At 49.9% G+C, this 20,910-nt stretch carries 21 protein-coding genes and 1 rRNA gene; 14 read left to right on the forward strand and 8 right to left on the reverse strand.

From position 1 onward, the window contains the following. The first annotated feature begins 45 nt into the window (after positions 1-45). Both X794_RS00155 and X794_RS00160 read left to right on the forward strand, forming a co-directional pair. The gene (locus X794_RS00155; RefSeq protein WP_011308670.1) at positions 46-675 is read left to right on the forward strand and encodes a DUF47 domain-containing protein; all 630 of its coding nucleotides are present in this window, start codon (positions 46-48) and stop codon (positions 673-675) included. After that, positions 668-1,669, forward strand: coding sequence for an inorganic phosphate transporter (locus X794_RS00160; RefSeq protein ID WP_011308671.1), 1,002 nt, complete (start codon positions 668-670; stop codon positions 1,667-1,669). Before X794_RS00155 ends, X794_RS00160 begins: the two co-directional genes overlap by 8 nt. Here the strand turns inward: X794_RS00160 and X794_RS00165 are convergent. Next, on the reverse strand, positions 1,666-2,283 hold the full coding sequence (locus tag X794_RS00165) for a guanylate kinase (protein ID WP_015406708.1): 618 nt from the start codon (positions 2,281-2,283) through the stop codon (positions 1,666-1,668). The two genes, X794_RS00160 and X794_RS00165, sit on opposite strands and share 4 nt — an antisense overlap. Beyond that, complete coding sequence (locus X794_RS00170) at positions 2,264-2,554, reverse strand: DUF370 domain-containing protein (protein ID WP_010935846.1); 291 nt, start codon at positions 2,552-2,554, stop codon at positions 2,264-2,266. The genes X794_RS00165 and X794_RS00170 overlap by 20 nt, the downstream gene beginning before the upstream one ends. A 208-nt stretch (positions 2,555-2,762) precedes the next feature. On the opposite strand from X794_RS00170, the gene X794_RS00175 reads away from it, so the two are divergent. Beyond that, positions 2,763-3,611, forward strand: coding sequence for a sulfide/dihydroorotate dehydrogenase-like FAD/NAD-binding protein (locus X794_RS00175; RefSeq protein WP_011308673.1), 849 nt, complete (start codon positions 2,763-2,765; stop codon positions 3,609-3,611). Further along, positions 3,604-5,001: an NADPH-dependent glutamate synthase gene (gene gltA, locus X794_RS00180; protein ID WP_011308674.1), complete on the forward strand. Its 1,398-nt coding sequence runs from the start codon at positions 3,604-3,606 to the stop codon at positions 4,999-5,001. Before X794_RS00175 ends, gltA begins: the two co-directional genes overlap by 8 nt. On the opposite strand, the gene X794_RS00185 is transcribed toward gltA, so the two are convergent. The 4 genes from X794_RS00185 to X794_RS00200 all read right to left on the reverse strand — a co-directional run bounded on the left by X794_RS00185 (position 4,998) and on the right by X794_RS00200 (position 6,737). Further along, complete coding sequence (locus X794_RS00185; protein WP_011308675.1) at positions 4,998-5,210, reverse strand: hypothetical protein; 213 nt, start codon at positions 5,208-5,210, stop codon at positions 4,998-5,000. The genes gltA and X794_RS00185 overlap by 4 nt on opposite strands. Before the next feature lie 109 nt (positions 5,211-5,319). Further along, the gene (locus X794_RS00190) at positions 5,320-5,853 is read right to left on the reverse strand and encodes a nuclear transport factor 2 family protein (RefSeq protein WP_011308676.1); all 534 of its coding nucleotides are present in this window, start codon (positions 5,851-5,853) and stop codon (positions 5,320-5,322) included. 70 nt (positions 5,854-5,923) lie between these two features. After that, positions 5,924-6,532, reverse strand: a complete 609-nt coding sequence (locus X794_RS00195) for a class I SAM-dependent methyltransferase (protein WP_011308677.1) — start codon at positions 6,530-6,532, stop codon at positions 5,924-5,926. Positions 6,533-6,542: 10 nt separating this feature from the next. Next, positions 6,543-6,737 (reverse strand): superinfection immunity protein, encoded by a 195-nt coding sequence (locus tag X794_RS00200; protein WP_011308678.1) that lies wholly within the window; start codon positions 6,735-6,737, stop codon positions 6,543-6,545. A gap of 141 nt (positions 6,738-6,878) precedes the next feature. On the opposite strand from X794_RS00200, the gene X794_RS00205 reads away from it, so the two are divergent. Then, the gene (locus X794_RS00205) at positions 6,879-7,250 is read left to right on the forward strand and encodes a metallopeptidase family protein (protein WP_034377047.1); all 372 of its coding nucleotides are present in this window, start codon (positions 6,879-6,881) and stop codon (positions 7,248-7,250) included. Positions 7,251-7,385: 135 nt separating this feature from the next. After that, positions 7,386-7,832, forward strand: a complete 447-nt coding sequence (locus X794_RS00210; protein ID WP_011308680.1) for a C-GCAxxG-C-C family protein — start codon at positions 7,386-7,388, stop codon at positions 7,830-7,832. Here X794_RS00210 and ychF read toward each other — a convergent pair. Beyond that, on the reverse strand, positions 7,829-8,932 hold the full coding sequence (gene ychF, locus X794_RS00215; RefSeq protein WP_011308681.1) for a redox-regulated ATPase YchF: 1,104 nt from the start codon (positions 8,930-8,932) through the stop codon (positions 7,829-7,831). The two genes, X794_RS00210 and ychF, sit on opposite strands and share 4 nt — an antisense overlap. A gap of 21 nt (positions 8,933-8,953) precedes the next feature. Further along, positions 8,954-9,196, reverse strand: coding sequence for a hypothetical protein (locus X794_RS00220; protein ID WP_011308682.1), 243 nt, complete (start codon positions 9,194-9,196; stop codon positions 8,954-8,956). Between the two features lie 127 nt (positions 9,197-9,323). Between X794_RS00220 and holA the strand changes: the two genes are divergently transcribed. The 8 genes from holA (at position 9,324) to X794_RS00260 (ending at position 20,836) form a co-directional block, all read left to right on the forward strand. Further along, positions 9,324-10,352, forward strand: a complete 1,029-nt coding sequence (holA, locus tag X794_RS00225) for a DNA polymerase III subunit delta (protein WP_034377046.1) — start codon at positions 9,324-9,326, stop codon at positions 10,350-10,352. Position 10,353: 1 nt separating this feature from the next. Then, the gene (locus X794_RS00230) at positions 10,354-10,965 is read left to right on the forward strand and encodes a VTT domain-containing protein (protein ID WP_011308684.1); all 612 of its coding nucleotides are present in this window, start codon (positions 10,354-10,356) and stop codon (positions 10,963-10,965) included. A 34-nt stretch (positions 10,966-10,999) separates the two neighbouring features. Continuing rightward, positions 11,000-12,007, forward strand: coding sequence for an ROK family protein (locus tag X794_RS00235; RefSeq protein ID WP_015407373.1), 1,008 nt, complete (start codon positions 11,000-11,002; stop codon positions 12,005-12,007). A gap of 113 nt (positions 12,008-12,120) precedes the next feature. Beyond that, positions 12,121-14,736 (forward strand): alanine--tRNA ligase, encoded by a 2,616-nt coding sequence (gene alaS, locus X794_RS00240; protein ID WP_034376947.1) that lies wholly within the window; start codon positions 12,121-12,123, stop codon positions 14,734-14,736. Positions 14,737-14,776: 40 nt separating this feature from the next. Continuing rightward, positions 14,777-15,184 carry a Holliday junction resolvase RuvX gene (ruvX, locus tag X794_RS00245; RefSeq protein WP_078983047.1) on the forward strand — a complete coding sequence of 136 codons (408 nt, stop codon included), beginning with the start codon at positions 14,777-14,779 and terminating at the stop codon, positions 15,182-15,184. Between the two features lie 21 nt (positions 15,185-15,205). Further along, entirely contained in the window at positions 15,206-16,384 is a 1,179-nt protein-coding gene (gene tgt, locus X794_RS00250; protein ID WP_034376945.1) for a tRNA guanosine(34) transglycosylase Tgt, read from the forward strand. A 94-nt stretch (positions 16,385-16,478) separates the two neighbouring features. After that, entirely contained in the window at positions 16,479-17,621 is a 1,143-nt protein-coding gene (locus X794_RS00255) for an iron-containing alcohol dehydrogenase (protein WP_034377044.1), read from the forward strand. A 264-nt stretch (positions 17,622-17,885) separates the two neighbouring features. Further along, positions 17,886-20,836: ribosomal RNA gene (locus tag X794_RS00260) — 23S ribosomal RNA — on the forward strand. Positions 20,837-20,910: the final 74 nt, after the last annotated feature.

Here is a 20,910-nt window from a genome sequence, read left to right on the forward strand (position 1 = left end):
AATGAAAGAAAAAATAAATGAGATGCCGACGGCATAGGAGGACAGTTGCCTAGAATCAGTATTATCCCAAGGGAGGAAAAGTTCTTTGACCTGCTTGAGATGAGTGCGAAGAACATGGTAATTACCGCCCAGGAATTAGACAAGTTAGTTAATAACTGGGTAAATGTGGATGATCAAGTAGCCCGAATTGCAGATTTGGAACATGAGGGTGATAGTATTGCCCACCAGATTATAAACCTTCTCCACCGTACCTTTGTTACCCCTTTTGACCGCGAAGACATTGCTTTGCTTGCCCACACTATGGATGATGTTACCGACTTTATTCATTCAGCTGCAGATTTTATGTTTATTTACAAAACCGGGCGGCCCGGTGAACGTGCCAAAGAACTGGCCGCCATTATTGTGCTGGCTGCCAAGGAAGTTTCGCTGGCGGTGCCCCATCTTCGGCACAAGTCTGAGATGAAACAGGTTATTTCCCATTGCGTAGAGATAAACCGTCTGGAAAATTTGGCGGACGTGGCTTTCAGAGCGGCTCTGGGTGAGCTTTTTACCGATTCGAAAGACATGGCAAACATCATCAAGTGGCGTGAGATATTTGAACATATGGAAACTGCCACTGACAGGTGCGAAGATGTGGCTAATGTTCTTGAGGGGGTTGCCCTGAAGAATGCCTGATGCCTCGTTTTTACCTTATCTTCTTATTATCCTTTTAGCCATAGGTTTTGCCTTTGTAAACGGTACCAACGACACAGCTAATGCCATTGCCACCGTGGTTGGTACGCGTGTTTTGTCTCCCCGCAAGGCTATAATAATGGCGGCGGTTGCCAATCTTGTGGGTGTTTTTACCGGTACGGCTGTGGCCAGGACTATTGGCAAGGGCATACTGGGACCTGAATCACTTACCTATGAAACAGTTATTGCAGGACTTATAGCTGCAGTTATCTGGTCTGTGGTGGCTACCCGTAAGGGGCTTCCCGTAAGTCTGACGCACTGTCTGGTGGCCGGTCTGGCCATGGCCGGTGTGGCTATGGCGGGGTTTGGATCGGTAGATTGGGGTATTCTTTTAAAGATTATTGCGGCTGTAGGTATTGCCCCTATTATGGGTATGGCAGGTGGTTACCTGCTTATGGTTGCCTTGCTTTGGATATTCAGACGGAGTGTTCCCTCCAAGACTAATGGGCTTTTTTCCCACCTTCAAATATTTTCAGCCGCTTTCATGGCTTTCAGCCACGGGCGGAGTGACGGGCAGATGCCTATGGGTATTATTGCTCTGGGTACAGTGCTTTATACCGGTAATGCCGGTCTCTGGGACGCTATACCGCTTTGGATTATTGTTCTTTCGGCTTTGTCTATCAGCGCAGGGACGGCTATCGGCGGTTGGAGGGTTATCCAGACAGTGGGCGTGCGTATGACTAACCTTAGGCCGATAAATGGTTTTGCGGCTGAAACTGCTGCCGCTACAGTTATCCAGATAGCGGCTTCAATAGGTATTCCTGTGTCAAGCACCCATGCCATTTCTTCGGCTATTATGGGGGTGGGAGCTACCCGCAGGCTTTCTGCAGTACGCTGGGGTGTGGCGGGAAATATTGTGGGGGCGTGGCTGCTCACCTTTCCTATATGCGGTGCGCTGGGTTTTTTGGTGGCTGGTTTGTTTAAACTTATTTTCTAAAGTTCAATTAAACGGGGCTGTATGCGGCAGTGTTCGGCCGCAATAATAGACATAATCTCACGGACAGCATTATCAATCTCCCCCTCTGGGTTGACTACCACGTAGTCAAAGTCGGGGAGTTTTTCTATTTCGAGCGGGGCAGTAGCCAGTCGCCGTCTGAGGGATTCGGGTGATTCGGTCAGGCGGTGTTCCAGACGGCGGGTCAGTTCGTCCATATCCGGGGGCATCAGGAAAATAAATACCGCATTCGGCACTATTTTTTTGATGCTGGCCGCACCCTGAACGTCCACTTTTACAATAACATCTGAACCGCGGGATAAGGCTTGCCTGATAGGCGCTTTGGGGACGCCGTAAAAATTTCCGTAAACGTTAGCCCATTCCAGCAGTTCATTCTGGCTGATAAGCTCTTGAAATTCAGCCGGTCTGATAAAATTATAATCAACTCCCTCGGTTTCGGTTTCCCGTTTGGGGCGGGTGGTGGTGGTGACTATATAGGTCAGGGGCAGTTTGCGCTCTTTCATACGGGCCAGAACTGCATCTTTACCTACGCCGGAAGGACCGGAAACAATCAACAGCAGGGGTTTTTCAGTTTTATTAAAGTTCCAGTTTGTCATCAACCAGCTCAGGTTTTACCGCACCGCCGCGGCTAATAGAAAGTCGTCCGGTAATAGTTTCAGGGGCAAGCGCCGCCAGTACGATATGCCCGCTGTCAGTAAATATAACCGCTTTGGTTTTGCGGCCGTTGGTCATGTCTATCAAAAAGCCTTTAGTCCGGCTTTCCTGTATAATACGTTTAATGGGGGCAGAACTGGGCGGAGAAATGGCAATAACCCGGTTCATGGCCAGAATATTGCCGAAACCAATATGGACAAGTTCAATAAACATGTTGTTTCCTTAATGCTTAATAGACAACCAAGCGGGTTAAAACGCTTAATATATTATAACTTTATCAAGCTAAATTCAACTGGTTATGGTTTGAAGTAAGGCGTCATTTAATGATAAATTATCATAGGTTTTTATATTTACCTGTAAATCGGCACTAATACTCATAGATGCTTCTGGGTTTTGTCCAGCAGTATACGCAAGGAGAGGTATGTATACGATTATTGAGCGGCAGGATTTGTTGCCCAAAGTACACTTGCTGAAGATACAGGCACCTAAAGTAGCGGCTGCGGCGGCTGCCGGACAATTCGTTATCCTCAGGGTTGATACTGAGGGAGAGCGTTTCCCTCTGACTATTGCAGACTGGGACGCTCAAGCAGGAACAGTTACTGTTATCTACATGGAAATAGGTGTTTCCACCCGTAAACTGGCCAAGCTGGGCAAGGGTGATGCTATACTGGATTTTGCAGGTCCTTTGGGTAAGCCTACCGAGATTGAAAATTTCGGGACAGTGGTTTGCGTAAGCGGCGGCTTTGCCATGGCTACCATTGTACCCATTGCCAGAGCTATGAAAGAGGCGGGTAACCGGGTAATAAGTATAGTGGGTGCCCGCAGTAAAGATCTTTTCTTCTGGCATGACCGCCTTACGAAATATTCAGATGAAATGATAGTCTGCACTGATGACGGTTCTGCCGGCATCAAAGGGTTAGTTACCGAACCTTTGCGTGACCTGCTTTCTTCAGATACCAAACTAGACCGGGTAATAGTAATAGGCCCCAGTGTTATGATGAAATTCTGCTCAAAAACCACCCAGCCTTTCGGGGTGAAAACAATTGTCAGCCTTAACCCCATAATGATAGACGGAACCGGAATGTGCGGCTGTTGCCGGGTCAGTCTGGACGGGCAGACCCGTTTTGCCTGTGTGGACGGACCGGAGTTTGACGGGCATAAAGTGGATTGGGACGGGTTGCTGGTACGCCAGAAGTCCTATGTGGCTGAAGAGGCTGTGGCCTCCGAGAGATGCCGCTGCAAGGAAGAGGGGTGCGGAAACCATGGCTAAAGCAGGTCTGAATAGAATTGATATGCCCAAACAGGCGGTTGCCAAAAGGATTCAAAATTTTTCCGAAGTGGCCACCGGCTACACCCCTTCTGATGCCCATATTGAGGCTGCCCGCTGTTTGCAGTGCAAAAAGCGTTATTGCGTAGAGGGTTGTCCGGTAAATATAGATATTCCGGAATTTATTTTGGCCTTAAGGGAAGGCGATATGCCTGAAGCCGCCCGCATACTTAAAAAGACCAACAGCTTGCCGGGGGTTTGCGGAAGGGTATGCCCGCAGGAAACCCAGTGTGAACAGGCCTGCATATTAAATAAAAAAGAAGTCCCCATAGCTATTGGGCGTTTGGAACGTTTCGTGGCGGACTGGGAGCGTGAACATTCTGCCGAGGTTAATCTGCCTAAAAGCCTTAAACCCAAGAGCGGGAAAAAAGCGGCGGTGGTTGGGGCAGGGCCGGCTGGATTGACTGCATCTGCCGAACTGGCTCGTTTGGGCCATGATGTCACCTTGTTTGAGTCTCTGCATACAGCCGGCGGGGTGCTGATGTACGGCATACCCGAATTTCGCCTGCCTAAGGATATAGTGCAGGGTGAAGTGGAATACGTAAAATCACTGGGCGTTAAGATTGAACTCAATGCGGTGGCAGGGAGGCTGTTTTCGCTTGATGACCTTTTCAAGCAAGGCTTTCAGGCTGTTTTTCTGGCAACCGGAGCGGGTTTGCCTCTGTTTTTAAATGTGCAGGGTGAAAACTTGAACGGGGTATATTCAGCTAATGAGTTTCTGACTCGGATAAACCTGATGAAAGCTCACAGTTTCCCTGAATATGATACCCCGGTTAAAAAGGGCAAAAAGGTGGCGGTGATTGGAGGCGGTAATGTAGCTATGGATGCCGCCCGCTGTGCTTTGCGTTTAGGTGCCGAAGAAGTCAGTATTATTTACCGCCGTTCCGAGGTTGAACTGCCGGCCCGAAAGGAAGAAGTGGAAAATGCCCGCGAGGAGGGTATCAAATTTCATTTCCTGACAAGTCCTGTGCGTTTTCTGGCAAATGAACAGGGGAAGGTGCGGGCTATGGATTGCCAAAAGATGGAGCTCGGCGAACCTGATGCCAGCGGCCGCCGCCGTCCCATACCGGTGGATGGCAGTGAATTTGAAATGGACATAGATTTAGCTATTATTGCTCTGGGTACCCGCCCCAATCCCTTGGTTATGCAGTCTGCCCCTGATTTGCAGGTAAACCCCAACGGCACGGTGGCGGCCGGTATCAGCGGGCAAACTTCGCATAAAGCGGTTTGGGCTGGCGGGGATATAGTAACCGGCTCTGATACAGTCATAAGCGCTATGGGAGCGGCCAAACGTTCGGCGCTGGTTATGGACGAATATCTGAGGAGCCTTTAATTCCGGCGGTTCAGCAGCAGTATTATAAATACTGCCAGCACCCACTTCCAAACATATTCCAGAGGGTCAGCTATCAGTTTGATAACCAAGCTCAGATTTTGGTCAAGTGAGCCTGTGACCTGACTGATGAAGCTATGCCAGGCCGGTATAAAACACAGCGCCAGCATGGCAAATACATAAAAGAGCAGGGCAGAGCGAAACACGTTCATACCCCAACCGCCTTTCTTTCGGGCAGAGGCTGTCTGCCTGTCTGCCGCACTTGTTTAAAGAAAAACCCCCGCCTTTGCGACGAGGGTTTTGTAGTCTGCAAAGGTTAGTTTACATATAATTCCATTCGGGAGGGGCATCTTCGCCCTGTTCCGGGTTTGGAGCTTTATTTTCAGTTGTGTATTTTGGTTTTTCCGCCGGTTTTTCAGCCTCAGGTGAGGGAGGCGGTCCTTCGGGAAATTCAAGTTCCGAAGGAGCAGACAAATGCATTTGGCTCCAGCGCCACTCGTTCGTAACCTTTTCCATCACTCCGCTCAGGTAAAAATCAAAATCCTTTTGGTTTTCTCCATTTTTACAGGTATAGGTTACATGGGTATCCAGCCAGACAACCGGACCGTTGCCTTTTATGGTGGTAAACCCTAACTTGAATTTTACTGGGGTAGCTTTGTCCAGCAGGGCTTGCATCCAGCGTCTGAAGCCGTTCTGCCCGAGGCCGACATTGTCCGGGCAGGGACCCACGGTGAGTATATTCGGTTCACTGTCTACCAGTCCCACCAGTGCTTCTATATTCTTGGCCTCAACGGCTTCTTTCATTGCATCCAGCACTTGGTTAATCTCTTTGCGGACTTCAGGTTCTATTTTCATGAAAAGCCTCCTTGGATATTATATGGCTCTAATATTCAGCCATTATTTTTATAGCATTTGGCTGTTTCTGTCAACTTACTTTAGCTTTAGTAACAGTTATCAGGCCGTAACTGGTGGTTTGGGTGCCCTCAGGCTTGATGCCAAGTTCTTCAAACAGGGCGGGTACGCCGCCATGTTTCAGGTAATGGCGGAAATTACGGTAGTGTTCACCGCCGGCTAGGCGTTCTATGGTTCTTATTATCCAGCCGGGAAAACTGGCAGGCAGGGGGCAGGTGTAGTCTGCTATAAGGATATAACCTTCCGGTTTGACCACCCGTTTCATTTCCGCCAGTATCTCCAGACAGGTTTGGGCGGGTTTGTCATGGAGTGCCAGAGTGGTAGAGGTATAGTCAAAACTGGCATCTGCAAATGGCAGATGGCGGGCATCTGCTTCGGTAAAATAACTGTCCGAAGGTAAGGCGGGGTCATACAGGCGGCGGGAGAGGCTGAGCATATCCGGGCTGAGGTCCAGCCCGAAACCCAGAATACCCCGTTTGCGGTATTCGCCTACTTGAGCCCCTGAACCTGAACAGACGTCCAGTACCCGTTCACCCGGTTTTATTCCGCCGAAATCTGGTATAAAACTTCTGATATTCCGCAGAAAAGGGTCTATAGCAGTTGAGTAGTTTATTTCCAGCATAAAGGCAGGGTTACTTTTTCACTGACCAGACAAGAGCGACTACCCAGCCGATAAAAGTCCAGCCGAGGAAGAAGTTCAGCAGGAAAATGGCCAGGGTATTGCGGCGGTGCTTAGCCAGGGCGATTATGGTGGGCAGGAAATAAAATGCCAGGCTAATTGCAAAAGAGATAAGCCCCAAAATTCCGCCAAAGAAAAAGTCAAACACTTTAATACTCCTTGATAATATAAAATAGCTATTATGAAAAGATTAGCCTAAAGACGGGTTATTTACAAGGCAGGGATTTATTGGCAGGCGGGGGATATGTTCGGGCTGTTATTCCGGGCAGATTGGGGATATTATAAAAATATGGATATTGAACAGTTCAAGCAATTAGTGGGAGAGGCGGTGGACAGCCTGCCGGAGGAATTTTTAGCCCTGCTGGATAATGTGGAAATACTGGTGGCTGACCGCCCCAGCCGCGTCCAGCGCCGCAATCTGGATATGCAAGCGGGCGAAGATCTGCTGGGGCTTTACGAAGGTGTTCCCCTGACTGAACGCCATGCTTCTTATGGTATGGTTACTCCTGACCGTATAACTATATTCCGTTTGGCCATACTGGATACGGTTAAGTCTGAAGATGACATAAAAGACGAAGTCCGGCGGGTAGTCAAGCACGAAGTTGCCCACCATTTCGGCATAAGTGATGAACGGCTGGAGGAAATGGGCGGGCCTGTTTAAGTTTCAGCCGGTTGCAAGTACAATAATGCGGTTTAAACCTGCCCGAAGAAGGCGGGTTTTTTAATTTACCTCAAAAATAAGGTATATTTATACTTTAGGCCTCCTTCAGATATATATTTCAGGAGAATGAAATCCATGAGTGATATAGCCGTTTCAGCCCAAATCCTTCATGAGAAGGGTTTCAACTGTGCCCAGTCTTTGCTTGCGGCCTTTGCCCCATCTCTGGGTATTGAAACCGGGACAGCCCTTAAACTGGCTTCAGCTTTTGGCGGAGGCATGGCGGCGCGGGGTGACACTTGCGGGGTAATCAGCGGCGGGTTGATGGTGATAGGTTTGAAATTCGGGCAGGCTTCGGTTGAAGATAAAGCGGCCAGAGAAAAGTGTAACCGCCTTGGCCGCGAGTTTCTAAAGCAGTTTGAAGCTGAATTCGGGGCTACGGCCTGCCGTGACCTAATCAAATGCAATATAGGCACTCCGGAGGGGGCTAAACTGGTAAAAGAAAAAGGTCTCCGGGAAGGCCTTTGTTCAAAACTGGTTTACCGCGGGGCGGAGATACTTTCCGCCCTTATAGAGCAGATTTAGACGTTAAACAGGAAGTTGGCGGTATCTCCGTCCTGTACTATATAGGTTTTGCCTTCCAGCCTCAGCTGACCGCGTTTTCTGACTTCCGCCAGTGAACCGGCGGTAAGCAGGTCACCGACGTGGACAATCTCTGCCCGTATATATCCCCGTTCTATATCGGAGTGGATTTTGCCGGCTGCTTTCTGGGATATAGTACCGCGGGTAATAGTCCAAGCCCGCACTTCGTCCGGCCCTACGGTAAAGAATGAGATAAGGTCTAAAAGGTCATAGGAAGCTCTTATGGTGCGGTCAAGTCCGGTTTCTTTAAGCCCGTAACTTGAGCGGAATTCGGTGGCTTCAGCCTCGTCCATATTTATCAGTTCGGCTTCCAGTTTGCCGCACATTACAATCACCCTGTAGTTTTTGCCGCCGTAGCGGGTATTGAGTTCGGCTTCCATCTCGGCGGCCTTGGGCAGGTCATCTTCGCCGATGTTTATAACCATAAGCACCGGTTTGTTGCTCAGAAACTGGTAACCGGACAGTATTTTGGCCTCTTCCTCATCCACTTCCATATCACGGACGGGAATATCTTTCTCCATGGCTTCTTTGATTCGGGCCATGAGTTCTTTTTCACGTTCCAGAGCGGCTCTCTCCGGGGGTTTGGCACTCTTCATCTGGCTGCCGATGCGGTTAAGCCTTTTTTCAATAATAGTCAGGTCTGAAAAAATAAGCTCGGCATTCATGGTGGTCAGGTCACGTTCGGCGTTGATGCCGCCGGCAGGCAGAGGGATGGCGGTATCTTCAAATGCCCGGATAACATTAAGCAGGGCATCTACGTTTTGCAGTTGGGTCAAAAGTTCACCTGAAAAAGAGCTGTCTTTAGTGCCGCCTTTGAGAGATGCCCCCACGTCAAAATATTTTATTTCGGCCGGGGTGAGTTTCTTGGGGTGGAACATTTCTTCCAGGGGACTCAAACGGGCATCAGGCACCTTTACAATGCCTACGTTGGCCGAACTACTCTGTGAATAAGAGCCGGTGGCGGCGTTACTGCGGGTAGCGGCGTTGAAAATGGTGGTGCGTCCGCTTTTAGCCAGACCTATTATACCTATTGTTACTGCCATATATTACTTTCGCTTTTGCTCCTAGATATCGTTTTTGCGGCTGTTTTTGAGTACGTCTCTGGATACCTTGAGAGCCAGATCACGTTCACCGTAATTTGCCTTGGTATTGCAGGCAATGTCCAGCAGGGCACACAGTGCCTCGTAGGAACCAAAGCGGGCAATATGTTTAATGGTCTTTTCCCTTATTTCAGGGGCTATTTCCATGTCATTGGCAATGGCAATATGTTTGCGGAGTTCGTAGGGCATCACAACTTCTTCGGGCATTGTTTCAAATCCTCCAAGTGTAGCTTACGGGCAGATTGTAACATACTGTAAGGCATTTTTGCACTAAACTTCAAAGGTTACGTACCCGCTTTCTTATGCTACAATATCAGCCGAAGGTGGCTTGAATTTGCTGTATATTTTTACCGGCAGTGATGATTTTTCCCTGAAAGAACGCTTGAAGCAGATAAAACAGGCTTTGGGTGATGAGTCTTTGGCTTCGGCCAATACCACTCTGCTGGAAGCTAAAAACCTGACGGCTGCCGAACTTTTAAATTACGTACAGACTATTCCCTTTTTAGCTCCTGCCCGGCTGGTTATAGTGAACGGACTGCTGGAGAGGTTTGAGGGTGCAAAGGGCAAAACTGCCGCCAAGGATACCGCAAACAAAAACAGCCCTGATGAGTTTGCCCGGGCACTGGATAATCTGCCTCCGACAACTCTGGCGGTGCTTTTGGACTATACTACTGCCAAAGATGGTGACTACCGCGAAAAAGAAAAAGTGTCCGTTTTGGCAACCAACCCCCTTTTCAAAATAATAGGCAGCCGTGCCGAGGTTAAGCATTTTGCACCTCTTTCTGCCCAAAACCTGCCCGGTTGGGTAATGCAGCGTGCCAAACAATCTTCTATCCAGATGTCTGTTCCGGCTGCCCGTTTGCTGGGCCGCTTGGCGGGGCCCGATTTGTGGGCACTTTCTACCGAGATTGAAAAACTGGGATTGTATGCACAGGGGCGGGTGATAGAGGAAGCAGATGTGCAGGCTATGGTGGGCTATGCTCAGGAAGTAAATATATTCTCTCTGGTGGATGCTATACTGGACTGTAAGGTTAAAGAAGCCCAGCAGTCTCTGGCGGCTTTTACTGCTGGCGGCGGGTCACCCGGTTTTCTGCTCTTCATGCTGGTACGCCAGCTTCGGCTGATGGTGCGTTATACTGCCCTTAAAAAACGGGGATTGAAGGAAGCAGAGGTTTTCAAGGTTATGGGCGGTTCGGAATACGCCCTCAGGAAAACGGCCTCTCAGGCTGTATGCCAGAATATGGACAGCCTTAAAAATATTTACACTAAACTGCTTGAGACAGACCTCTATATAAAAACCGGCCGCTTTGAACCGGAGCTGGCCTTGAGTTTGCTGGTTGCCGAACTTTGCGGGAGAAAATAGCTTGGAAGAAAAACAAAAACAGTCTCTCAGGGAACAACTGAAAACAGTAAAATGGGGCAGTCTTTTATTAACCTTTGGGGCTCTTATAGCACTCAGTTTTCTGTTGGCCTGGGGACTTAATTCGCTGGTAGACAGTCTGGATATACCCCTTGATGAATATGCCTGGCTGACGTACCTGCTGGTTTTTGTTATGTCTATACTGGCTAATGCCACGGTTATAGCCCCGGTGCCTTTTGCTATTTCCATTATGGTTGCTGCCGCAACCAATTTTAATCCGGTGCTGGTAGCTCTGTTCGGTGCTCTGGGCGGCAGTCTGGGTGAAATGAGCGGTTATTTTGCCGGCCGGTTAGGTAAAAAACTGGCCATTCCCGAAGGTCTGGTGGGTTACAACCGGGTGGAAATCTGGATACAGAAATACGGTGCTTGGGCTATCGCCTTTCTGGCTGCCCAGCCGATAGTGCCTTTTGATGTGGGAGGGCTGATTGCCGGATTGGCACGCATGCCTGTTCACAAGTTTTTGCCGGCGCTGTTCCTAGGCAAATTCCCCAAATATATTATTCTGATATATGCCGGAATTGGTTTGATGGACTGGCTGCCATTCCTGAAGGCCTAGGGTTATTCACTTTAACTAAAAATAGGGGGCTTTATTGAACCGTAGTAATTCAGAGGTTATGAGCAAGCCCTGTTTGTGTCTGGATATAGGCGGCAGTAAAATCCGTTCGGCGGTGGTCACCCATGACGGACGGGTGGTGGCTTGGGAACAGGAGCCTACCTGTGCCCTCAACGGGGTAACGGGTGTATTTGAGAGCATCTGCCTGGTGCTTGACCGCTTGCTTGAGCGTAACAACCTGAATACCTCACAGTTTGAGGCACTTGCTGCGGCGGTTGCCGGGGGTATAGATATGCCAAACGGGCTGGTTACCCAGTCTCCCCATTTGCCCGACTGGCGGGACGTGCCCCTCAGGGATATGCTTACAGAACGTTATCTCAAGACCTTTATTATAAATGATGCTTCGGCTGCGGCACTGGGTGAACACCGTCTGGGAGTGGGGCTGGGAGTTAAAAATCTGGTTTACCTGACCGTTTCCACCGGTATCGGGGGCGGTATTATTATAAATAACGAGCTGTATCTGGGGCAGAGCGGCTGTGCCGGTGAAATAGGGCATATGTGTCTGGATATAAACGGTAAGGAAGATGTCTGCGGCAACAAAGGCTGTTTAGAAACACTGGCTTCGGGTACGGCTATTGTCAGCAGGGTTCAGACCGAACTTGCTGGGGGTGAATTTTCCATACTGGTAGAACGCTTCAAGGCGGATTATTCGGCTTTGACCGCAGAGGATATAGGCAGGGCGGCTTCAGAGGGTGACAGGCTGTGTCTGGGGATTATCCGTCAGGCAGGGGAATATCTGGGAATCGGGCTGGTGAATATTGCCAATATATTTAACCCGGAGCTTATTATACTGGGGGGCGGGGTTTCCAAGCTGGGAGAGATATTTATTGAGCCTGCCCGCCAAGTGCTTTATAAACGGGCTTTCCGTCTGGCGGGGGATGATGTCCGCCTGATAGTTTCTGTTCTGGGGGATAATGCCGGGGTGATTGGGGCAGCTCTGTATGCCTATGCCTGTCTGGATAGTGCGAACAACCAGCCTCAGTGAACCCTATATATAATATAGAAGACCCGCTGTGGATTATTAAAATTGACAGCTTGATGAGCTTAAACTAAAATCGTATTTATCTTATCTATCTACTTGAAATGGCAGGTGCGGCTTTGTTTAGCAGTGATGAATTACGCGAAAATTATCTGAAATTTTTTGAGGAGAAGGGGCATAAGCGGATTGCCAGTTCTTCCCTGATACCCCACAATGACCCCACCCTTCTTTTAACTACCGCCGGCATGGTGCAGTTCAAGCCCTATTATCTGGGGGTGGCCAAGCCTGAAAATCCTCGTATGGCCTCCTGCCAGAAATGTTTCCGCACTACCGACATTGAATCAGTGGGCGACGCCAGCCACCTGACCTTGTTTGAAATGCTGGGCAACTTCAGCATCGGCAACTACTTTAAAAAAGAAGCTATTGCCTGGGCTTGGGAATATGTAACCCAAAGGCTAAATATACCTGCCGAAAGGCTCTGGATAACAGTCTATCTGGATGATGACGAGGCTATTGCCCTCTGGAAGGAACAGGGAGTACCCGAAAACCGGATAGTCCGGCTGGATGCGGCTGACAACTTCTGGGGACCGGCCGGGGATTCAGGTCCCTGCGGCCCTTGCAGTGAAATCCACTATGATTTCGGGCAGGAAACGGGCTGCGGCAAGGCGGATTGCAACCCCTCCTGCAAGTGCGGCCGTTTCTGTGAAATATGGAATCTGGTATTTGTCCAGTTTAATCAGGACAAGAGCGGCAAGCGTCAAAACCTGCCTGCCCCCAGCATTGATACCGGCATGGGGCTGGAACGCCTGACTATACTGATGCAGTCCAAGAAAAACGTATACGAAACCGATATATTTGCCCCAATTGTGGAAAAAGCCTGCCTGCTTTCGGGCAGGAAATACGGGTGTGATGCCGCAACTGACAGAGCCCTGCGGATAGTATCCGAACACAGCCGGGGCATTACCTTTCTGATTGCTGACGGGGTTATTCCGGACAAGGCGGGGCGGGGCTATGTGCTTCGCCGTCTGCTTCGGCGGGCAGTCCTTTTCGGGCGCAGGCTGGGATTGGAAAGACCCTTCTTGGTGGATATGGCCGGGGCGGTTATTAACCGTATGAGCGGCATTTATCCTGAACTTAAAAAACGGCAAACCTATGTACTGGAGATGATAGCCAGTGAGGAAGCCCGTTTTTCGGAAACGCTGGCTACCGGTCTGGAGCTTCTGGAAGAGATAGTCCGCCAGACCAAAGGAGGGCGGATTTCCGGGCAGGATGCCTTTAAACTGTACGATACTTACGGCTTTCCGGTGGAGATGACTACCGAAATAGCCGCCGAAAAGGGCTTGAGTGTAGACCTTGATGGATTTGAATCCGAAATGGAAATCCAGCGTACCAAAGCCCGTTCCAGCCGTAAGTTCAGCTTTGATGCGGCGGCTACCGCTGAGGCAGTCAAGAATATGCGCCATGCCGAAAAAACCTGTTTTGTGGGATACGAACTTGCCATTCAGAAATCAACTATTAAAGATATTCTGACCGAGGGCGGCACAGTTGACAGTATAGAAGAGGGTGACGAGGCCAGCATAGTGCTGGATGAGAGCCCTTTTTATGCCGAAATGGGCGGACAGGTGGGCGATACCGGTGAGATTATAACCGATGCAGGGCGTTTTGAGGTTAAAAATACCCTCCACCTGCCCAACGGGGTTTTTCTGCATCAGGGGCGAGTGATAAATGGCTGCCTGAAGATATCTGAAGCGGCTACTGCCCATATAAATGAAGAACGCCGGCGGGATATTGCCCGCAACCATACCGCTACCCATATACTCCAGACGGCTCTCAGGGAAGTGCTGGGTGAGCAGGTTCAGCAGAGGGGTTCGGTGGTAACGCCTGACCGCCTCCGATTTGACTTTTCCCATCTGAAACCTATGAGTAAAGATGAAATGCGGCGGGTAGAGGAATTTGTGAATGACAAAATCCGCCGCAATCTGCCGGTTTATGCCGAAGAAATGCCCTACCGCCACGCTCTGGAGGAGGGTGTAACTGCCCTTTTTGGGGAAAAATACGGTGACAGGGTACGGGTGCTCAGGGTGGGGCGTCCAGCGGTTTCAGCTGAACTTTGCGGCGGTACCCATGTGACCGCCAGCGGTGAAATAGCCTTGTTCAAGATAATGAGTGAAAGCAGTGTGGGGGCAGGTCTTCGGCGTATTGAAGCTGTAACCGGGCGGGAGGCTGAGGCTTTCATTAATCTCCAGCAGGACAGTTTGTCCGAACTTTCGGGCATGCTGGAATCTACTGCGGAAGAATCACCGCGCAAACTGGCTGAACTGAAAGAAGAAATAGATACGCTTAAGAAAGCAGTCCAAAATCTGGAACGCCAGATGTCCCGGGGTGAGGCGGAAGAGCTGCTTTCCAAAGCTGAAGATTACAAAGGGGTCAAACTGCTGGTCAGCCGTATGACCTCGGTCAATGCTGATACCCTGCGTGAGACGGCTGATTTCCTGCGGGACAAACTGGGCAGCGGGGTAATAGTGCTGGGTACGGTTACCGAAGACAAGCCGTTCTTCCTGTGCATGGTAACCCCTGATCTGATTGCCAAAGGATATCATGCCGGTAATATTGTTAAGAAACTTTCCCAGATAGCCGGCGGCGGCGGTGGCGGCAAGCCGAATATGGCTCAGGGCGGCGGGCGTGACAAGTCCAAACTGGACGAAGCTCTTCAGGCTGTAAAGGGAATGATATAAAGAACCGTTTTGGAGGGGTAAAATAGGCCGTATACTGGCGCTGGACGTGGGTGACAAGTGGATAGGGGCGGCTTTGAGCGACCCCTTAAGGATACTGGCTTCCCCTTTGGTTATACTTCGGCGTGACGATGATACCAAGACACTGGAAAATATTGAAAGTCTGGTCAAAACCCATCAGCCTGATCTGCTTATTATCGGTCTGCCTATATCTCTAAATGGTACTATCGGCCCGCAGGCGGAGAAGGTTAAAAGTTTCAGTGAACTACTTTCAAGGCATTTAAATATAGAAATTATTTACCGGGATGAACGCTTTTCTACCGACGAAGCCCGCCGCAAAATGAATGACAGCGGTAAGAATAATAAAACCGTCCGGGATGATGCAGCAGCGGCAGCGGTTATTCTGCAGGACTATCTGGACGAAACCAATCCGCCTTGTTGCCAGCCTTAAATATCACAGGAGCATAATCTTTTGGATAAATCTTTCATATTAAACAAAACCAGTTCTCGAAGTTTGGCCCGCCGCGGTCAGCTTTTTACGGCCCATGGCAAAGTTGAAACACCTGTTTTCTGCCCGGTCGGCAGTCAGGCTACGGTTAAAACCCTTACCCCCGAAGACCTAAAATCCGTAAATATAAATATGATACTCTCCAACACCTATCACCTGTACCTTCGCCCTGGCATACCTATCATCAAAGAGATGGGTGGCCTGCACAAATTTATGAACTGGGACGGGGTTATCCTGACTGATAGCGGTGGATACCAGATATTTTCGCTGGCCAATTTGCGCAAGCTGGATGAGGGCGGGGTTAGTTTCCGTTCCCATATAGACGGCAGTACCCGCTATATTACCCCTGAAGATGCGGTCAGCTTCCAGCAGGACCTGGGGTCTGATATTGCCATGGTGCTGGATGAATGCCCCCATTCCGAAGCCTCTGAGAATGAGGTTTTGGCGGCTATGGAACGCACCCATCAGTGGGCAAAACGCTGTCTTGCTGCCCATACCCTAAAAAGCCAGCACCTTTTTGCTATTGTTCAGGGCGGGCTTTCCCCCGAGCTGAGGCGGCAGTCAGCCGAGTATCTGGCTTCACTGGATTTCCCCGGTTATGCGCTGGGCGGACTTTCACTGGGTGAACCAAAGGATATTACATTTGAAACCGTCCGCCATACCCTGCGTTTTCTGCCCGAAAACAAGCCCCGCTACCTGATGGGAGTGGGTGCGCCCGAAGACCTGCTGGAAGGGGTAAGCTGCGGGGTGGATATATTTGACTGCGTATTGCCAACCAGAGTGGCCCGCAACGGGGCTTTTTTCAGCCGCTTGGGCAGGCTTAATATCCGCAATGCCGCTTTTGCCACTCAGAAAGGGCCTATTGACCCGGAGTGTAACTGCTATACCTGCCGCAACTATTCAGCGGCCTACCTGCACCACCTGTTCCGATGTGAAGAAATACTGGCCTACCGGCTGGCTACCATACATAATATAGCCTTCCTGAGCAACTTTATGCAGGAAATACGCACCTCCATAGAAAAAGACTGTTTTGAAGAATTTAAAGCAGATTTTCTGTCCCGCTACCAGCCTACCAATGAAGCTATCCGTATTGAGCAGAAACAGAAGTGGCTCTTTGGCAGGAATGGTGAACCCCCCTCCTAGTTATCACCTGACGAATGTCTGGCGGCTGAAGGTAAAAGACTGGAAGTAAGCAGGGGGCTGTTTTAAAGGCTATGTCTTCTGTTATGATGTGTTTATGATAACAACATTTGACCTTTCTACCCGTATTATATTCGGGGTGGGCAGTATAAGCAGCCTGAATCACGAAGCCTCACTGCTGGGCAGGCATGCTTTGCTGGTCACGGGGAAAGATGCAGTACGCCGTTTAGGCATACTGGAGAGGGCCTTGTTCCTGCTTAAAGAGGCTTGTATACAAACCACTCTGTTTGACCATGTAGAGCCGAATCCCCGTTCATCTACAGTAGATGAGGGTATTAAACTGGCCAGAGCAAAAGGGGTAGACCTGATTATTGCTCTGGGGGGTGGGAGTGCCATGGATGCCGCCAAGGCAATTGCCTTTGGGCTAGCTTGTAACGGACCTGTTTGGGACTATATACAACAGGAAGAATACCCTGAGGGTGATTTATTACCCCTTATAATGATACCTACAGTTGCTGCCAGCGGCTCTGAAGCTAATGGGAATGCAGTCATCTCCAACTGGGAAAAGCATGAGAAAAGGGTTATTTCCGACAACCGCCTTCAGCCCAAAGTGTCTTTGGTAGACCCCTTGCTGACACTCAGCCTGCCTCCCCGCCAGACAGCTCAGGGCGGAGTGGATATTTTCTGCCATATAGCAGAGCCTTATCTGACCGTCGCAGACACCTCTCCTTTGCGGGATGGAATGGCCGAGCTGGCCATGCGGCTGGTGGTGGAGTATTTGCCCAAAGCTGTTCAAACCCCGCATGACCTTCAGTCCCGTACCCAGCTTAGCTGGCTTTCAACTATTGCCTGTTCCCAGTTTATGTCACTGGGAGGCAAGAGCGGCAATATGACTATGCACGGCTTGGAGCATGCCTTAAGCGGTTACTATGATATTGCCCACGCTGATGGTCTGGCCGCCCTTCTACCGGCTTACATGCGAAACCTTTACCCGGTGCGCCGCCATCGGATAGAAATGCTGGGGGAAAAAGTATTCGGGCAGACAGACGGGATTTTGGCAGTAGAAAACTGGCTCAAAAAAAATAATATAAATTTCAGCCTAAAAGACCTTGGGGTTGCTGAAGCTAAAATTGAAGAAATAGCGGCTGCGGCAATCGTAATGTCCCCTTGGGTAAAAAACCACCCCGGCGTTCTTGACAAGAGGGTAGCCACAAGTCTATACTCTACTGCTTTTAATTAAGCACCTTTAAATAGCTTAAAAATCTGAAAAAATCTCCAAGGTTTTTCCCGCTGAACGTGGGGTCGCCCTTGACAGCGGTTGAAGCAATGGGATATAATACCCTTCGCCTCTGAATGAGGCAGAGAGATAAATGATAACAGTAGCCACATAAAAATTCGTTTAAGGTGAATCCAAGCTCGCGGCTTGGTAATGTTACCAAGCCGCTTTATATTTGTTACGCACTTTAAAAACTGAATACTACGGGTTAATATCAATTCCGAAGCAGGTCAAGCAGGTAAGGGCACATGGTGGATGCCTTGGTATCAAGAGCCGATGAAGGACGTGGTAAGACTGCGATAAGCCTCGGTCAGCTGCCTAACAAGCTAAGCCGGGGATTTCCGAATGGGGCAACCCGCTCAGGCAAAACCTGAGTACTCCCAGCTCAACACATAGGCTGGGTAGAGGTAAGTGGGGGAAGTGAAACATCTCAGTACCCCGAGGAAAAGAAATTATTCTCCTAGTAGCGGCGAGCGAACGGGGATGAGCCTAAACCTTGTAATCTTAGTGGTTCTGTAGCCTATGTTTACAAGGGGTTGTAAGAAGAATTTGGTTTGTGCAGAGCAAACCGAGAAGTTACAAACCTAACCCTATTAGAAGGTCCCTGGAACGGGCAACCACAGAGGGTGAGAGTCCCGTAAATTAAAGGGTATAGGCTTCTGATTCTTTCTTAAGTACCACGAGACTCGTGGAATCTCGTGGGAATCCGCCGTGACCACATGGCAAGGCTAAATACTCTTGATGACCGATAGTGAACTAGTACCGTGAGGGAAAGGTGAAAAGCACCCCGAGAGGGGAGTGAAATAGAACTGAAACCGTGTGCCTACAAGCAGTCAGAGGAGCGTAAGCTCTGATGGCGTGACTATTGAAGAATTATCCGACGAGTTACTAAGTGCAGCTGGTTAAGCAATTAAGTTGCGCAGCCGAAGCGAAAGCGAGTCTGAATAGGGCGTTTTAGTTGCACTGAGTAGACCCGAAGCCGGGTGATCTATCCATGGCCAGGGTGAAGTGAAGGTAATACTTCGCGGAGGCCCGAACCAGTCAACGTGGCAAAGTTGTTGGATGAGCTGTGGATAGCGGTTATATGCCAAACGAACCCGGGGATAGCTGGTTCTCCTCGAAATGCATTTAGGTGCAGCCTCAGGTGTTCATTAATGGAGGTAGTGCACTGGATAGACTAGGTGGGAGAGATCCTGTCAACTCTAACCAAACATCGAATGCCATTAATCAAAGCCTGGGAGTGAGACTATGGGGGCTAAGCTCCGTAGTCAAAAGGGAAACAGCCCAGACCATCAGCTAAGGTCCCTAAGCGCAGGCTAAGTGGGAAAGGAAGTAGCATTGCCTAGACATCCAGTAGGTTGGCTTAGAAGCAGCCATCCTTTAAAGAGTGCGTAATAGCTCACTGGTTGAGTGGTGTTGCGCCGACAATCCAACGGGGCTTAAGCCTGTCACCGAAGCTATGGATCTACCTATATGGTAGATGGTAGAGGAGCGTTCCCTCGGCAGTGAAGCAGGAGTGTAAACAACTGTGGAGCTTAGGGAAGTGAGAATGTCGGAATGAGTAGCGCAAGGCGTGTGAGAAACACGCCCACCGTAAACCTAAGGTTTCCTACGCAAGGTTAATCCGCGTAGGGTTAGTCGGACCTAAGCCGAGGCCGAAAGGCGTAGAGCGATGGACAGCAGGTTATTATTCCTGCACCACCGTTGTGGAGGTAAAGGGGGGACACAGGAGGATAGATCAGGCATGCCCATTGGACATGGCGTGTCGCTAAACCCTAGACGTTTCAGGATAGGCAAATCCGTCCTGGAGTTAAGTTGAAGTTTGGTGGAAGGTGCGGAGAGATCCAAGCCAATCTGGTTGAGTCCAAGCTGTCGAGAAAAGCCTCGTTACTGTTGAAGCAATGGTGCCCGTACCGCAAACCGACACTGGTAGGTGGGGGTAAATGTCCCAAGGTGATCGAGATAACCCTCGTTAAGGAACTCGGCAATCTAGCCCCGTAACTTCGGGAGAAGGGGTGCCCTCGCGAGAGGGTTACAATAAAGTGGCTCGAGTGACTGTTTAACAAAGACACAGGTCTCTGCAAAAGCGAAAGCTGAAGTATAGGGGCTGACACCTGCCCAGTGCTGGAAGGTTAAGGGGAGGAGTTAGGGTAACCGAAGCTCTGAACCGAAGCCCCAGTGAACGGCGGCCGTAACTATAACGGTCCTAAGGTAGCGAAATCCCTTGTCGGGTAAGTTCCGACCCGCACGAAAGGTATAACAACTTGAGCGCTGTCTTAACGAGGGACTCGGTGAAATTGAATTACCCGTGAAGATGCGGGTTTCCCGCGACTGGACAAAAAGACCCCGTGGAGCTTTACTATAACTTGCCATTGAGTCTGGGTTTATCATGTGTAGGATAGGTGGGAGGCTGAGAAGCCAGGGCGCTAGCCTTGGTGGAGCCAACGTTGAAATACCACTCTTGATGGATCTAGCCTCTAACTCTAGAACAAGCTAGTGGACAGTGGCTGGTGGATAGTTTGACTGGGGCGGTCGCCTCCTAAATTGTAACGGAGGCGCCCAAAGGTTCCCTCAGGGTGGATGGAAATCACCCTAAGAGTGCATTGGCATAAGGGAGCTTGACTGCGAGACATACAAGTCGAGCAGGGACGAAAGTCGGGCAAAGTGATCCTACGGCACCGAGTGGAAGGGCCGTGGCTTATCGGATAAAAGCTACCCCGGGGATAACAGGCTTATCTTGCCCAAGAGTTCACATCGACGGCAAGGTTTGGCACCTCTATGTCGGCTCGTCGCATCCTGGGGCTGGAGTAGGTCCCAAGGGTCCGGCTGTTCGCCGGTTAAAGCGGCACGCGAGCTGGGTTCAGACCGTCGTGAGACAGGTCGGTCTCTATCCGTCGTGGGCGTCTGGAGATTTGCGAGGGTCTTTCCATAGTACGAGAGGACCTGGAAGGACAGACCAATGGTGTGTCAGTTGTTCTGCCAAGGGCATTGCTGAGTAGCCAAGTCTGGTTTGGATAAGCGCTGAAAGCATCTAAGTGCGAAGCCGGCCTCAAGATTAGATCTCCCATCCCGGGCAACCGGGGGTAAGACCGCAGGTAGACTACCTGCTTGATAGGCTGCGTGTGTAAGTACCGTAAGGTATTAAGCTTAGCAGTACTAATGGTCGAGGGCTTGACCTGTTTCTGAATTGATATAAACCCATGTATTCAGTTAATATAGTGTAAACAAATATCGCTTGGATCAAAGTTAACAA

The organism is Dehalococcoides mccartyi CG5 (assembly GCF_000830885.1).
Lineage (GTDB): Bacteria > Chloroflexota > Dehalococcoidia > Dehalococcoidales > Dehalococcoidaceae > Dehalococcoides > Dehalococcoides mccartyi_B.

Bases quoted from the DNA above. Each gene is read 5' to 3' on its own strand.
- X794_RS00160 (WP_011308671.1), top strand. From the start codon at position 668: ATGCCTGATGCCTCGTTTTTACCTTATCTTCTTATTATCCTTTTAGCC.
- X794_RS00165 (WP_015406708.1), bottom strand. From the start codon at position 2,283: ATGACAAACTGGAACTTTAATAAAACTGAAAAACCCCTGCTGTTGATT.
- X794_RS00170 (WP_010935846.1), bottom strand. From the start codon at position 2,554: ATGTTTATTGAACTTGTCCATATTGGTTTCGGCAATATTCTGGCCATG.
- X794_RS00175 (WP_011308673.1), top strand. From the start codon at position 2,763: ATGTATACGATTATTGAGCGGCAGGATTTGTTGCCCAAAGTACACTTG.
- gltA (WP_011308674.1), top strand. From the start codon at position 3,604: ATGGCTAAAGCAGGTCTGAATAGAATTGATATGCCCAAACAGGCGGTT.
- X794_RS00185 (WP_011308675.1), bottom strand. From the start codon at position 5,210: ATGAACGTGTTTCGCTCTGCCCTGCTCTTTTATGTATTTGCCATGCTG.
- X794_RS00190 (WP_011308676.1), bottom strand. From the start codon at position 5,853: ATGAAAATAGAACCTGAAGTCCGCAAAGAGATTAACCAAGTGCTGGAT.
- X794_RS00195 (WP_011308677.1), bottom strand. From the start codon at position 6,532: ATGCTGGAAATAAACTACTCAACTGCTATAGACCCTTTTCTGCGGAAT.
- X794_RS00205 (WP_034377047.1), top strand. From the start codon at position 6,879: ATGGATATTGAACAGTTCAAGCAATTAGTGGGAGAGGCGGTGGACAGC.
- X794_RS00210 (WP_011308680.1), top strand. From the start codon at position 7,386: ATGAGTGATATAGCCGTTTCAGCCCAAATCCTTCATGAGAAGGGTTTC.
- ychF (WP_011308681.1), bottom strand. From the start codon at position 8,932: ATGGCAGTAACAATAGGTATAATAGGTCTGGCTAAAAGCGGACGCACC.
- X794_RS00220 (WP_011308682.1), bottom strand. From the start codon at position 9,196: ATGCCCGAAGAAGTTGTGATGCCCTACGAACTCCGCAAACATATTGCC.
- X794_RS00255 (WP_034377044.1), top strand. From the start codon at position 16,479: ATGATAACAACATTTGACCTTTCTACCCGTATTATATTCGGGGTGGGC.